Source organism: Xanthobacter versatilis, from assembly GCF_043193975.1.
In the GTDB taxonomy this organism is placed as follows: Bacteria; Pseudomonadota; Alphaproteobacteria; order Rhizobiales; family Xanthobacteraceae; genus Xanthobacter; species Xanthobacter autotrophicus_E.
Genome location: NZ_JBAFVB010000004.1, coordinates 97,904 through 110,896, shown reverse-complemented (window position 1 = coordinate 110,896; position 12,993 = coordinate 97,904). Strand labels below are relative to the sequence as shown.

11 protein-coding genes are annotated in these 12,993 nt (G+C 69.4%); 4 read left to right on the top strand and 7 right to left on the bottom strand.

Annotated features, from left to right (window positions below; translation table 11 throughout):
- The 3 genes from V5F66_RS10235 to V5F66_RS10225 are packed head-to-tail and all read left to right on the top strand — an operon-like array spanning position 1 to position 3,111.
- Positions 1 to 1,191, top strand: a complete 1,191-nt coding sequence (locus V5F66_RS10235) for an acyl-CoA dehydrogenase family protein (protein WP_394093789.1) — start codon at positions 1 to 3, stop codon at positions 1,189 to 1,191.
- Between the two features lie 6 nt (positions 1,192 to 1,197).
- A complete protein-coding gene (locus tag V5F66_RS10230; RefSeq protein ID WP_394093788.1) occupies positions 1,198 to 2,262 on the top strand; it encodes an acyl-CoA dehydrogenase family protein in 1,065 nt (354 codons plus the stop codon).
- Between the two features lie 42 nt (positions 2,263 to 2,304).
- Positions 2,305 to 3,111 (top strand): enoyl-CoA hydratase/isomerase family protein, encoded by an 807-nt coding sequence (locus V5F66_RS10225; RefSeq protein ID WP_394093787.1) that lies wholly within the window; start codon positions 2,305 to 2,307, stop codon positions 3,109 to 3,111.
- 26 nt (positions 3,112 to 3,137) lie between these two features.
- On the opposite strand, the gene V5F66_RS10220 is transcribed toward V5F66_RS10225, so the two are convergent.
- On the bottom strand, positions 3,138 to 4,679 hold the full coding sequence (locus V5F66_RS10220) for a FadR/GntR family transcriptional regulator (protein ID WP_394093786.1): 1,542 nt from the start codon (positions 4,677 to 4,679) through the stop codon (positions 3,138 to 3,140).
- Between the two features lie 649 nt (positions 4,680 to 5,328).
- Here V5F66_RS10220 and edd point away from each other — a divergent pair.
- Complete coding sequence (gene edd / locus V5F66_RS10215) at positions 5,329 to 7,182, top strand: phosphogluconate dehydratase (protein ID WP_394093785.1); 1,854 nt, start codon at positions 5,329 to 5,331, stop codon at positions 7,180 to 7,182.
- Positions 7,183 to 7,188: 6 nt separating this feature from the next.
- On the opposite strand, the gene V5F66_RS10210 is transcribed toward edd, so the two are convergent.
- From V5F66_RS10210 to V5F66_RS10185, 6 genes are all read right to left on the bottom strand, one after another.
- A complete protein-coding gene (locus V5F66_RS10210) occupies positions 7,189 to 8,532 on the bottom strand; it encodes a bifunctional folylpolyglutamate synthase/dihydrofolate synthase (protein WP_394093784.1) in 1,344 nt (447 codons plus the stop codon).
- A gap of 50 nt (positions 8,533 to 8,582) precedes the next feature.
- Positions 8,583 to 9,476 (bottom strand): acetyl-CoA carboxylase, carboxyltransferase subunit beta, encoded by an 894-nt coding sequence (gene accD, locus V5F66_RS10205; RefSeq protein WP_012113719.1) that lies wholly within the window; start codon positions 9,474 to 9,476, stop codon positions 8,583 to 8,585.
- Between the two features lie 162 nt (positions 9,477 to 9,638).
- Positions 9,639 to 10,466 (bottom strand): tryptophan synthase subunit alpha, encoded by an 828-nt coding sequence (trpA, locus tag V5F66_RS10200; protein ID WP_394093783.1) that lies wholly within the window; start codon positions 10,464 to 10,466, stop codon positions 9,639 to 9,641.
- Positions 10,467 to 10,588: 122 nt separating this feature from the next.
- A complete protein-coding gene (locus tag V5F66_RS10195; protein ID WP_394093782.1) occupies positions 10,589 to 10,933 on the bottom strand; it encodes a hypothetical protein in 345 nt (114 codons plus the stop codon).
- Positions 10,934 to 10,935: 2 nt separating this feature from the next.
- Entirely contained in the window at positions 10,936 to 12,153 is a 1,218-nt protein-coding gene (gene trpB / locus V5F66_RS10190; RefSeq protein WP_012113716.1) for a tryptophan synthase subunit beta, read from the bottom strand.
- Positions 12,150 to 12,962, bottom strand: coding sequence for a phosphoribosylanthranilate isomerase (locus V5F66_RS10185; protein ID WP_394093781.1), 813 nt, complete (start codon positions 12,960 to 12,962; stop codon positions 12,150 to 12,152). Before V5F66_RS10185 ends, trpB begins: the two co-directional genes overlap by 4 nt.
- Positions 12,963 to 12,993 lie beyond the last annotated feature (31 nt).

The following is a 12,993-nucleotide window of genomic DNA, read 5'->3' as shown; positions in this document are numbered from 1 at the left end:
ATGGACACCTTCTTCAGCGATGCGGAACAGGCGTTTCGCGCCGAGGTACGGGCCTTCATCCCCGCCAATCTGCCCGCGGATCTTGCCGCCAGGGTCCGGGCCGGCATCCATCTCTCGCGCGCCGACATGGCCCGCTGGAATGCCATTCTCGACGCCAAGGGCTGGGCCGCGCACCACTGGCCGCAGGCCTATGGCGGGCCGGGCTGGACCCCCATCCAGCGCTTCCTGTTCGAGGCCGAATGCGCGGACGCCGATGCCCCACCGCTGAGCGTGTTCGGCGTCTATCTCGTGGGTCCCACCCTCTACACCTTCGGCTCGCAGGCGCAGAAAGAGGCCTACCTGCCGGGCATCCGCTCCGGCGCGACCTTCTGGTGCCAGGGCTACAGCGAGCCCAATGCAGGCTCGGATCTTGCCAGCCTCAAGACCACGGCGCGCAAGGTGGAGGGCGGCTATGTCATCGACGGCGCCAAGGCCTGGACCACCGAAGGCCATTTCGCGGACTACATGATCTGCCTCGCGCGGACCAATCCGCAGGCGAAGCCCCAGGCCGGACTGTCTCTGTTCATCGTCGACATGACGGCCAAGGGCGTCTCGCTGCAGCCGGTCATCACCATCGACGGCGCCCACTCGGTGAACACCACCTTCCTCGACGCCGTCTTCGTGCCCGACGACGCCCTCATCGGCGAGATCGACAAGGGCTGGACCTATGCCAAGTTCCTGCTCAGCCACGAGCGCACCAACAACGCCCAGGTCCACCGCTCGCGGCGTGAGTTCACCCGGCTGAAGGAACTGGCGCGGCAGATGAGTGGGCCGGCGGGCGGCACCGTCCTCGACGATCCGGTTTTCCAGCGGCGCTTCGCGGCCCTCGACGTGGAACTGAGCGCCCTGGAGGTCACGGTCCTGCGCGTGCTCGCCGACCAGACCGACGGCCGCGAGCCGGGGCCGGAAGCCTCCATCCTCAAGGTCATCGGCTCCGAGCTGCAGCAGCGCATCAGCGAGCTGGCCATGGAGGTGCTCGGCGAAGAGGGCATCCGGCAGAGCCATGGTGAGGTGAATGGGGAAGCGGGGGCGGCCGCCACGCAGGCGGCAGGCTGGGCCGAGCGCCACCTCTTCCGCCGCGTGGTGACCATCTATGCCGGAGCCAACGAGATCCAGAAGACCATCATTGCCCGCACCGTGCTGGGGATGTGAGGAGCCATGCGCAGATCCGAACACCGACGCGAGGAGGATGCGCTGCTGCGCGACAGTGCGCGGCGCTTCCTTGAAGACACTTACGCCTGGTCGCCTACCCGCGCGGGCGATCCGCAGGCGCGCTGGCGTGCCATGGCGGAGCTGGGCTGGTTTGCCCTCGGCCTGCCGGAGGCGTTGGGCGGCATCGGCGGCGATTCGGCCCAGTGCATGGTTATCCTGGAGGAGGCCGGCCGCGTGCTGGACGAGGCGCCGCTGCTGGCGAGCCTCCTTCTGGCCGCGCTCGTGCTGGCGGCCCTCCCACTTGAGGTGGCGCAACCTCTGGCGGATGGCCTTCAGGCGGGCAGCGTGCGCTTCGCCTATGTCCCCGATGCCGGCCTGCGGCTGGGCGAGGGCGGGACATTGTTGTCCGGACGTAGCCGGCTGGCCCTCGGCATCGACCTTGCCACCCACTGGATCGTGCCCGTGGGCTCCGGCTCGGCGAATGGCGCGGCGGTGCTGCTGCTGCCGGCATCGGCCGCGGCGGCGCTGGACCGGACATGGCTGATGGACGGCCGAACCGCCGCCGTGCTCAGCTTCGCCGACCTGCCGGTGGCGCCGCACGCCATCGTGGCGCGGGGCGAAGCGGCCTACGACCTCGCCGCGCTCCTCGCCGATGCGGCGGCGGTGGGGGCCTCCGCGGAAGCCCTCGGCGCGGCCGATGCGGGGCTCGCTCTCACCGTGTCCTATCTCAAGGACCGCACCCAGTTCGGCGCGCCTCTGGCGACGTTCCAGGCGGTGCAGCACATGATGGCCGAGAGCTTCTGTGAGATCGCGCAGATGCGTTCCCTGCTGATGTGGGCGGCGGATGCCCTTGCCGGGCCGGCCGGGGAGCGCGCGCGGGCGGCGTCAGCGCTCAAGGCCTATGCCGGCATGCAGGGCCTCAAGGCGGTGGCCCGGTGCATCCAGGTCAGCGGCGGCATCGGCGTCACGCAGGAATACCGCATCGGCCACGTCTACAAACGCTTCCAGACCCATGCGGCGCTGTTCGGCTCCACGCAGGAGCATCTCGCCCGCTTCGGCGCCGCCGCGTGAAGTCTTCAACACACCTTCAAGACGAAGAAAGACCTTTCTCCCATGAAGCGGATCCCCCTGGAAGAGCGCTACGAGACCCTGAAGATCGAGCGCAAGGGCCGGCTCTTGACCCTCACCATGAACCGCCCGGATTTCCTCAACGCGGCCGACAAGGTCATGCATGAGGAATTGTCCGAGGTGTTCTATGACATCGCCAGCGATCCCGGCAGCGACGTGGTGGTCTTCACCGGAGCGGGACGGGCCTTCTCCTCCGGCGGTGACATCAACTGGATGCAGGAGATGATCGACCATCCCCACACCTTCGAGCAGACGGCGCGGGAGGCCAAGCGCATCGTCTTCTCCATGCTCGATCTGGAGAAGCCGCTCATCGCCCGCGTCAACGGCCACGCCACCGGCCTTGGGGCGACGTTGGCCCTGATGTGCGATGTGGTCTTCGCCGCGTCGGACGCCAAGATCGGCGATCCCCATGTGGCGGTGGGCTTCGTCGCCGGCGATGGCGGCGCGGCCATCTGGCCGCAGCTCATCGGCTATGCGCGGGCCAAAGAATTCCTCATGAGCGGCGACCTCTTGATCGCCCCGCGCGCGGCCGAGATCGGCCTCATCAACCACGCCGTTCCCGCCGCCGAGCTGGACGCGGCGGTGGAGGCCTATGTGGGCAAGCTGCTGGCGGGCGCCACCAAGGCCATCCGCTGGTCGAAGGTGGCCACCAACATCGAGCTGAAGCGCATCGTCCATGGCGTCATGGACGCGAGCCTCGCCTATGAGGCCCTGTCCAACATCACCGCCGACCACCAGGAGGCGGTGAACGCCTTCCGCGACAAACGCAAGCCCGGCTTCTCCGGCCACTGAGGAATTGGGGGCGACAACGCCCCCAATCAATGCAGTGCGTGCGCGGTGGGCGGCTCGGTGTCGTGCAGCAGGCCGTAGAGGTTGCGGAAGATGTGGCAGTGCGCCTCCATGGCCCGCCCGGCACGATCGGGATCGCGGGCCATGATGGCGTCGACGATCTCCACATGCTGCTCCAGCAAAAGGCTGTCGCGTTGCGGTGAAAACAGCTCTGTGAGCGTATAGTCGAAATAAACCGAGTAGACGTCGCGCAGCACTTCGGTGATGTAGAGCGCCACCGCGCTCCCCGTCGCCCGGGTGATGGTGAGGTGCAGGCGGAAGTCGAGGTCGATCTTGCGCCGTAGCGCGGGGATCGGCCGGCGCATCTCGCCGATGATGCGCCGCATGTCGGAAAGATCGTCCACGCTGGCGCACGCGGCGGCGCGCCGGGACGACCACGCCTCCAGATAATGCCGCAGGGCGCAGACATCCATGAGGTTGGCCTCGCTGCGCTGGACGATGCAGCGCAGCTCCTGCCCGCTCTCGCCGAGGGGCGCCTGCCACACATGGGTGCCGGTGCGCGCGCTGGCCCGCACCAGCCCCTGCTCCTTGAGCGCGCCGAGGGCCTCGCGCACCGACATGCGGCTGACGCCGAACAGGTCGGCGAGCTGGCGCTCGCTCGGCAGCTTGGCGCCGTCGGAGAGCTTGGCTTCCGACATCAGCACGCCGATTTCCGCGACGAGGCGCGCGCGCAACTGGTCGGGCTGGGTGATGGTGAGGGCCGCGAGCAGGGCGTCGCCTTCCAGAAGGTCGCCCACGCCGCGCCGGGGCGTCGAACCGCCATGGAAGTTGCACTGGAGCAGGGCGGCGGAGCGCTCCGCCAGCGCCACGCTCGCCGCCGGCAGGTCGTCATGGCGCAACGCTCGCGCCAGCCGGTGGGAGGCGATCTGGAGCGCCCGCTCGGTCTCGCTGGCCGGGCTCGCCTGGGCGCGTTCGAGGCCGCGGGACAGGTGGCGCATGAGCCACAGGAAGACCTCGCTCTGGGTCGCCTCCGCCAGGGCGAAGCGCACGTCCGCCTCGCGCTCGGCGAAGTGCGCGGGCGACACCGGCTGCGTCAGCAATGCCACCAGCCGGTCCCTCGGTTCGCTGGCGCCGTGCCGCATGGCCCGCACCAGGGCCCAGGAATCCAGATGGCCGCAGATCTCCATCAGGTCGTGCAGATTGGTGGAATTCGCCGCGATCAGCCGGTCGAGGCTGCTGCCGGCGTAACACTCGCTCACGCGGGTGCCGGAGCCCTGGATCGAGCGCAGGTAGCCGGCGCTCTTCAGGCGCTCCAGCGCGGTGCGCACGCACACCCGGCTCACCGACACGGTCTCGGCGATCTGCCGCTCCGGCGGCAGGCGGGCGCCCGGCGGCAGCCGTCCCGATGCCATGAGGGTCAGGAGGCGCACGGCGAGGCGATCGGAGACCGCCGACTTGGTTTGGGTCCGCAGGCGGATGCGGTCGGCGCCGGCAAAGCTGTTGAGGTCGAGCGGGCTTGGCGTCTCACCCCGAAGAAGGCACAGCTTCAGGTCCAATGCGGCATCGGACATCCCTTTTCCTCCCGCCGGGCTCGTATCGGCCCGCTGGCGGAAAGACTAGGGATGGATGATCAGCGGGGCAAGGCAGGTCTTGTCGCCACATTTTGTGCAGCAGCGAACGGATTTCCCGCGCGGCTGTTGGCTGGGTTCTCTGCGATTTTTCGCGGGTCATGTCACTTTCCGGCGTGTGGTCTCGACATGGGGACGCAATCCCTGCGACCGGCGACCATCGTGACCATGCATAGCGCCGGATCCTTCAAGGCCGTCCCGCCGCTACCCATCTACTCGAACTGGTGAAGCCGCGCGCCGCGCAGATCACCGGCTCCACCTCTTGCGCCGCAGCTGGCGGGGCTGATCCGGCCGGTCTGGATCGACGGCTTGCCGGGCTGTGTCAGCCGCGAGTGGGACGAGCCTTGCCGACCACAGCTCCCGCCATCCGCAATCCCGACAACTGGGGCGCATAGCCGGTCTGAGCGGCACCCGCGCTGGTATTCCGCCTGTGCATGAGGGGGCGGGCATTCCGCCTTGGAGGGCTTGATCTATGGCCGGCGTGAGCGCGACGGCTGGGTTCAAATCGATTTGATCGGCGCGTGCGCTGGGGCAGCAAATGCCCTACATGCTTTATCCTGAAGATCGCCCCCTCCCCCGCAGGAGACCGCCAATGTCCGCCGAAACTCCGTCCGCTTCGCCCGCCCCCCTGAACGCCCGTATCGGGGAGGTGACGGAGCGGATCGCGCAGCGCAGCCGCGACCAGAGACAGCGCTATCTCGATCGCATCGCCGCCGCTGCCGCCCACAAGCCCCGCCGCCAGGCGCTGGGATGCGCCAACCAGGCCCATGGCTTCGCCGCCTGCGCTCCCGGCGACAAGGCGGTGCTGCGCGAGGGCCAGGGCGCGAGCCTCGGCATCGTCACCGCCTATAACGACATGCTCTCCGCCCACCAGCCCTATGAGCGCTATCCGGAATTGCTGCGGGAAGCCGCCCGTGGCGTGGGCGGCGTGGCCCTGGTGGCCGGCGGCGTGCCCGCCATGTGCGACGGCGTCACCCAGGGCGAGGCCGGCATGGAGCTGTCTTTGTTCTCCCGCGACGTGATCGCGCTTTCCACCGCCGTGGCCCTCTCCCACCAGACCTTCGATGCGGCGGTGTTCCTCGGCATCTGCGACAAGATCGTGCCGGGGCTGGTGATCGGGGCGCTGTCGTTCGGCCATCTGCCGGCGGTGTTCATCCCGTCCGGTCCCATGACCTCGGGCCTGTCCAACACCGAGAAGTCGAAGATCCGCCAGCTGTTCGCAGAAGGAAAGGTCGGCCGCGACGCGCTGCTGGAGGCGGAATCCAAATCCTACCACGGCCCCGGCACCTGCACCTTCTACGGCACCGCCAACACCAACCAGATGCTCATGGAGATCATGGGCCTGCATCTGCCCGGCGCCTCCTTCGTGACCCCCGACACGCCTTTGCGCGATGCGCTGACGAAAGCCGCGGCGCAGCGGGCGCTGGCCATCACCGCGCTGGGCAACGATTACATCCCCGCGGGGCGGATGCTGGACGAGAAGGCGTTCGTGAACGGCATCGTCGGCCTGCACGCCACCGGCGGCTCCACCAACCACACCCTGCATCTGGTGGCCATGGCGGCGGCCGGCGGCATCGCCCTCACCTGGCAGGACTTTTCCGACCTCGCCGAGGTGACGCCCCTGCTCACCCGGGTCTATCCCAACGGCACGGCGGACGTGAACCACTTCCACGCTGCCGGCGGCATGGCCTTCGTCATCCGCGAGCTTCTGGGCGCAGGTCTCTTGCATGCCGATGCCGAGACCATCCTCGGGCGCGGGCTTGCGGCCTATACCAAGGAGCCGGTTCTGGCCGAAGACGGCAGCCTTGCCTGGCGCGACGGCCCCGCCGTCACCGGTGACGCCAAGGTGCTGCGCACGGCGGCCGATCCGTTCCAGGCCACCGGCGGGCTGAAGGTGCTCGACGGCAACATCGGCCGGGCGGTGATCAAGACCTCGGCAGTGGCCCCCGAGCGCCACGTCATCGAGGCGCCGGCGCGGGTGTTCCATGCCCAGGAGGAGCTTCAGGCCGCCTTCAAGGCCGGCGAGCTGACAGGCGACATGGTGGCGGTGCTGCGCTTCCAGGGCCCCAAGGCCAACGGCATGCCGGAGCTGCACAAACTGATGCCGCCCTTGGGCGTGCTGCAGGATCGCGGGCTGAAGGTGGCCCTCGTTACCGACGGGCGGCTGTCGGGGGCGTCGGGCAAGGTGCCCTCGGCCATCCATGTGACGCCGGAAGCGGTGGACGGCGGCGCCATCGCCAAGGTGCGCGACGGCGACCTCATCCGCGTGGACGCGGTGGCCGGCACCCTCGAGGTTCTGGTCCCCGAAGCCGAATGGGCCGCCCGCCCGGCGGTGACCGTGGACCTCAGCGCTTCCCACTCCGGCGTCGGCCGCGAGCTCTTCGCCCCCTTCCGAAACGCCGTCGGCCAGGCCGAAAAGGGCGCCTCGATCTTTGCCTTTGCCTGACGCGGCTCAGGCCGGCTCGGCGCCGTTGGCGGCGAGCACCGCTCCGGCAAGATAGAGCGAGCCGGAGATCAGCACTCGCGGCGGCGGCACCTGCGAGGTGCGGGTGATGCTGTCGAGGGCGCTGCCCACGTCGCGGGCGACCCGCGCCGACATGCCGAGGCCCATGGCGGCGGCGGCCACGTCCTCGGGCTTGAGGCCGGCATGCTCGCCGGGCACCGGCACGGCGATGGCCTCCCTCACCAGCCCGGCGAAGGGTGCGAGGAAGCCGGTGACATCCTTGGTGCCCAGCATGCCGAGGATGAGCACGAGGGGGCGCGAATAACGCTCCTCAAGCTCGCACAAAGCATGGGCGAGGGCGGCACCGCCGGCGGCATTGTGCCCGCCGTCAAGCCACACCTCCACGCCGGCCGGCGCCCGCGCCACCAGCGGCCCCGAGGGCAGGCGCTGGAGCCGCGCCGGCCAGTCGGCCTGGAGGATGCCGGCCTCATGGGCCGCCGGCAGCTTCACGGCGCGCAGCGTCGCCACCGCAAGGCCGGCATTGTCGATCTGGTGCGGTCCCACGAGGCGCGGGCGCGGCAGGTCCAGCAAGCCGTCCTCGTCGGCATAGACGAGGCGGCCGGCTTCCTCGCTGACGTTCCACTGCTGGCCGCGCACGAACAAAGGCGCAAGCTTCTTCGCCGCCGCCCGTTCGATGACGGTGAGCGCCTCCGGCACCTGCGAGCCGACCACCACCGGCCGGCGCGGCTTGATGATGCCCGCTTTCTCGCTGGCGATGGCCTCCACCGAGGTGCCAAGGAAGTCCACATGGTCGATGGAGACGGGGGTGATCACGCTCGCCAGCGGCTCGGCCACCAGATTGGTGGCGTCGAGCCGGCCGCCGAGGCCCACCTCCAGCAGCAGCACGTCGGCCGGATGCTCGGCGAACAGCAGGAAGGCCGCCGCCGTGGTGATCTCGAACAGGGTGATGGGCTGGCCGGCATTGGCGGTCTCGGTCCGGTCGAGGGCCTCGGCGAGGGCCGCGTCCGATACCAGCACGCCGCCCCCCGGCGCGCCGAGGCGGATGCGTTCGTTGAAGCGCACCAGATGGGGCGAGGTATAGACGTGCACCCGCTGGCCTGCCGCCTCCAGCATGGCGCGCATGAAGGCGATGGTGGAGCCCTTGCCGTTGGTGCCGGCCACATGGATCGTCGGCGGCAGCCGCCGCTCCGGATTGCCGAGGGCGTCCAGCAGCCGTCCCATCCGCGCCAGGGACAGATCGATCTTCTTGGGGTGAAGCGCGGCGAGGCGAGTGAGGATCTCGTCGGTGGCGCGGGCGGGCAGGGGGAAGGGGCGGGGCAGGGCCATGTTCATTCTCGCGCGGGCGCAGCGGCAAGGTGCCGGCGCCCGCTGGCGCGTCCTTGTCAGGCCGCTTCGGGGCGGGGCAGGCGGCCCTTGGGTGGCAGGGCCGGCGCCTTCATGAGCATGCGGCACAGGCGGCCCAGGGTGTCGCGCATCTGGTGGCGATGCACCACCATGTCGAGCATGCCGTGCTCGTGCAGGTATTCGGCGCGCTGGAAGCCGTCGGGCAGCTTCTCGCGGATGGTCTGCTCGATCACGCGCGGGCCGGCGAAGCCGATGAGGGCGCCGGGCTCGGCGATCTGGATGTCGCCCAGCATGGCGTAGGACGCCGTGACCCCGCCCGTGGTGGGGTTGGTGAGCACCACGATGTAGGGCTTCCTGGTCTCGCGCAGTTCCTGGATGGCGGCGGTGGTGCGCGGCATCTGCATGAGGGACAGGATGCCCTCCTGCATGCGCGCGCCGCCCGAGGCCGCGAACATGATGAAGGGCGTGCCCTTTTCGGCGGCGGTCTGGAGCCCCTTCACCACCGCCTCGCCAGCGGCCATGCCCAGCGACCCACCCATGAAGCCGAAATCCTGCACGGCGATGGTCACCGGCAGCTCGGTGAGCATGCCGGTCGCCACCTTCACCGCATCCTGGTAGCCGGTCTTGGTGCGGGCGTCCTTCAGGCGGTCGATGTAACGGCGCTCGTCGCGGAACTTCAGCGGGTCGGTGGCCACCTCCGGCAGCGCCACTTCCTCATAGGCGCCGTCGTCGAACGTGGCTTTCAGCCGCTTCACCGCATCCATTCGCATATGGTAGCCGGATGCGGGGATGACGTAGAGGTTGGCCTCCAGGTCCTTGTGAAACACCATCTGCCCGGTTTCGGGGCACTTCACCCACAGGTTCTCGGGAACCTCGCGGCGCGCCAGGAAATCGCGGATCTTCGGGCGGACGACGTTGGAAATCCAGTTCACGGGCGATCTCCGGAAGGCGGGCGGACAGCCGCGCTGCGGCGCACACCAATATGCTTCCATGTAATGGCAAGCGCGACGCGGCGAAAGTGCGGCAGGACGAAGCCGGGCCGCACATTCGTCTACCCCGGTGCCTCCCTCGCCCGGCTTAAGGGGGCAGGTGCCTCAGCGCTTGATGCTGCGCACCGCCTCGGCCAGTTCGCTCACCAGCGCTTCCACGCCCGGCAGGGTGTTGGCGGTGGCGTTGCCCTCGGCATCGAGGGTGCGGCGCACCACCTCCACCAGGGCGGAGCCCACCACCACCGCGTCGGCACCGGCGGCGATGGCCTTGGCCTGTTCCGGCGTCCGCACGCCGAAGCCCACGGCCACCGGCAGGTCGGTGTGGGACTTGATGCGGGCGACGGCGGCGGCCACCAGATCCGCGTCCGGCGTCGCCGAGCCGGTGATGCCGGTGATGGAGACGTAATAGACGAAGCCCGCCGTGTGCGCGAGCACCGTCGGCAGGCGCTTGTCGTCGGTGGTGGGGGTGGCGAGGCGGATGAAGTCGAGCCCGGCGTTCAGGGCCGGCAGGCAGAGCTCGTCGTCCTCCTCCGGCGGCAGGTCCACCACGATGAGGCCGTCCACCCCCGCCACCTTGGCGTCGGTGAGGAAGCGATCCACGCCATAGATGTAGATGGGATTGAAATAGCCCATGAGCACCACCGGCGTGGTGGTGTCCTCGGTGCGGAAGACCCGGACCATCTCGATGGTCTTGGCCAGGGTCTGGCCGCCCTTGAGCGCGCGCAGGCCCGCCGCCTGGATGGCCGGGCCGTCGGCCATGGGATCGGTGAAGGGAATGCCCAGCTCGATCACGTCCGCGCCGGCGCCGGGCAGCGCCTTGAGGATGGCGAGCGAGGTCTCCCCGTCCGGATCGCCCGCCGTGACGAAGGTGACGAGGCCGGGGCGGCCTTCCTCTTTCAGCGCGGCGAAGCGGGTGGAGATGCGCGTGGTCATGGGCCTGCCTGGATGCAAGGAAAGAGGAGGGCGCGGGAGAAAGCTCCCCGGGACACGGGTCCGGCCCGTGTGGCGCTTGAGCGTACCCACTCAGCCTCGGTCGATGGCCGAGGCTGATGGTCTTATTTGTGGCCGGTGATGGCGCAGGTGGCGCGGTTCGCCGACGTGCCACCGAGCAGGCGCACCTGGTCGGTTCCCGTCACTCCGGGCACGATGGAGAACAGGGTGGTGGACGACTTGCCCAGCGCCCGGTTGCCGGCGAAGAACTCGCAGGCGACATAGGTTTCCGAGATGGGCGCCGTGGTGCCGTTCTTCACCGAGACGGAGATGAAGGCGCCCGCCGGGTCGGTGACGACCTTGCCGGTGGTCAGCTGGAGCGCGGCCGAAGACTGGGCCGATGCCGGGGCGGCAACGCCCGCGACACAGGCGGCAACGCCAAACGCAAGAACCGCGGAGAACGACGTCATGGCTAAGCCCCCAGGCTGGTGCCGAGAATTTCCGCCACCTGGGGCACGTCCTTGTCCCCGCGGCCGGACAGGTTGACCACCATCAGGTGATCCTTCGGCAGCTTGGGTGCCAGCTCCACCACCTTGGCGATGGCATGTGCGGATTCCAGTGCCGGGATGATGCCCTCGAGCCGGGTGAGCAGCTGGAAGGCGTCCAGCGCCTCCTGGTCGGTGCAGGAGAGGTAGGTCACACGGCCCACGTCGTTGAGCCAGGAATGCTCCGGCCCGATGCCGGGATAATCGAGGCCGGCTGAGATGGAATGGGCCTCGGTGATCTGGCCGTCGCCGTCCATGAGCAGGTAGGTGCGGTTGCCGTGCAGCACCCCCGGCCGCCCGCCGGCGATGGAGGCGGCATGCTCGTGGGTGTCGAGGCCGCGACCCGCCGCCTCCACCCCGTAGATCGCCACGGTGGGATCGTCGAGGAAGGGATGGAACAGGCCCATGGCATTGGAGCCGCCACCCACGCAGGCGATCAGGCTGTCGGGCAGGCGGCCTTCCATCTCCTGCATTTGCTCGCGGGTCTCGCGGCCGATGATGGACTGGAAGTCGCGCACCATGGCCGGGTAGGGATGGGGACCGGCCACCGTGCCGATACAGTAGAAGGTGTCGTGCACGTTGGTGACCCAGTCGCGCAGCGCCTCGTTCATGGCGTCCTTCAGGGTGCGCGAGCCGGACTGCACAGCGACCACCTCGGCGCCCAGCATCTTCATGCGGAACACGTTGGGGGCCTGCCGCTCCACGTCCACGGCGCCCATGTAGACCACGCACTTCAGGCCGAAGCGGGCGCACATGGTGGCGGTGGCGACGCCATGCTGGCCGGCGCCGGTCTCGGCGATGATCCGCTCCTTGCCCATGCGGCGGGCGAGCAGGATCTGGCCGAGCACGTTGTTCACCTTATGGGAGCCGGTGTGGTTCAGCTCCTCGCGCTTCAGATAGACCTTGGCGCCGCCCAGATGCTCGGTGAGGCGCTCGGCGAAATAGAGCGGGGAGGGGCGGCCCACATAATGGGTGAGATAGCCGGCCATCTCGGCGTGATAGGCCGGGTCCGCCTTCGCCGCCTCGTAGGCCTGCTCCAGCTCCAGGATCAGCGGCATCAGGGTCTCGGCAACGAAGCGCCCGCCATGGATGCCGAAGTGACCCCGGAAATCGGGGCCGGTGCGATAGGAATTGAGAGCGGTCACGACGCGCGCACTTTCGATGAGAGATCTTCAGGCCCCGGCGCCGTTGTCGCGCGGGTCGGTTCAGCTTCGGCCGGCTGGTCGGGCAGGTGGCCTTCCGGGAGGCGGGCCTCGACGCGCCGGACCGCCGCGACGAAGGCGCGGATCTTGTCCGGCGACTTCACGCCGGGGGCATCTTCCACGCCAGACGATACGTCCACCCCGTCCATCCGGACCTCGGAAAGGGCCTGCGACACATTGTCGACAGTGAGGCCACCGGAAAGCATGAGCGGCCGGCCGGCGTCAAGGCCGGCGACCAGCCGCCAGTCGAAGGGCCGTCCGTTGCCGCCAGGGAGCAGGGCGCCGGGATCGGGCTTGGCGTCGAACAGGATCAGGTCGGCCACGGCGGCGTAAGCCGGCAGCGGGGCGAGGTCTTCCCGCCGGCCCACCGGCAGCGCCTTCATGACCGGCAGGCCGAAGGCGGCGCGGATGGCGGCGACGCGCTCGGGCGTCTCGTGGCCGTGCAGCTGGAGGAGATCGGGGGAGAAGGCGGCCACCACCTGCGCCAAAAGGGCGTCGTCGGGATCCACCAGCAGCGCCACCTTGCGCGCCCGCCCCTCGACCCGGGCGACGAGGCCCGGGGCCTCGGCGAGGGTGAGGTGGCGCGGGCTTTTGGGAAAATGGACGAAGCCCACCAGGTCGGCGCCCGCGTCCAGCGCCGCGTCGAGGGCGTCTGCGGTCGTGATGCCGCAGATCTTCACGTCGAGGTGCCGCGCGCCGCGGGTCCCGGTGTGGCGGGCCCCTGCGTCGCGGTTCCTTGCGTCCTTTGCCATCGTCTCAGCCTTGCGTGCGCCGTTCCGGGTC

Coding starts and splice junctions, on each gene's coding strand:
- V5F66_RS10235 (WP_394093789.1), top strand. CDS start 1: ATGGACACCTTCTTCAGCGATGCGGAACAGGCGTTTCGCGCCGAGGTA.
- V5F66_RS10230 (WP_394093788.1), top strand. CDS start 1,198: ATGCGCAGATCCGAACACCGACGCGAGGAGGATGCGCTGCTGCGCGAC.
- V5F66_RS10225 (WP_394093787.1), top strand. CDS start 2,305: ATGAAGCGGATCCCCCTGGAAGAGCGCTACGAGACCCTGAAGATCGAG.
- V5F66_RS10220 (WP_394093786.1), bottom strand. CDS start 4,679: ATGTCCGATGCCGCATTGGACCTGAAGCTGTGCCTTCTTCGGGGTGAG.
- edd (WP_394093785.1), top strand. CDS start 5,329: ATGTCCGCCGAAACTCCGTCCGCTTCGCCCGCCCCCCTGAACGCCCGT.
- V5F66_RS10210 (WP_394093784.1), bottom strand. CDS start 8,532: ATGAACATGGCCCTGCCCCGCCCCTTCCCCCTGCCCGCCCGCGCCACC.
- trpA (WP_394093783.1), bottom strand. CDS start 10,466: ATGACCACGCGCATCTCCACCCGCTTCGCCGCGCTGAAAGAGGAAGGC.
- V5F66_RS10195 (WP_394093782.1), bottom strand. CDS start 10,933: ATGACGTCGTTCTCCGCGGTTCTTGCGTTTGGCGTTGCCGCCTGTGTC.
- V5F66_RS10185 (WP_394093781.1), bottom strand. CDS start 12,962: ATGGCAAAGGACGCAAGGAACCGCGACGCAGGGGCCCGCCACACCGGG.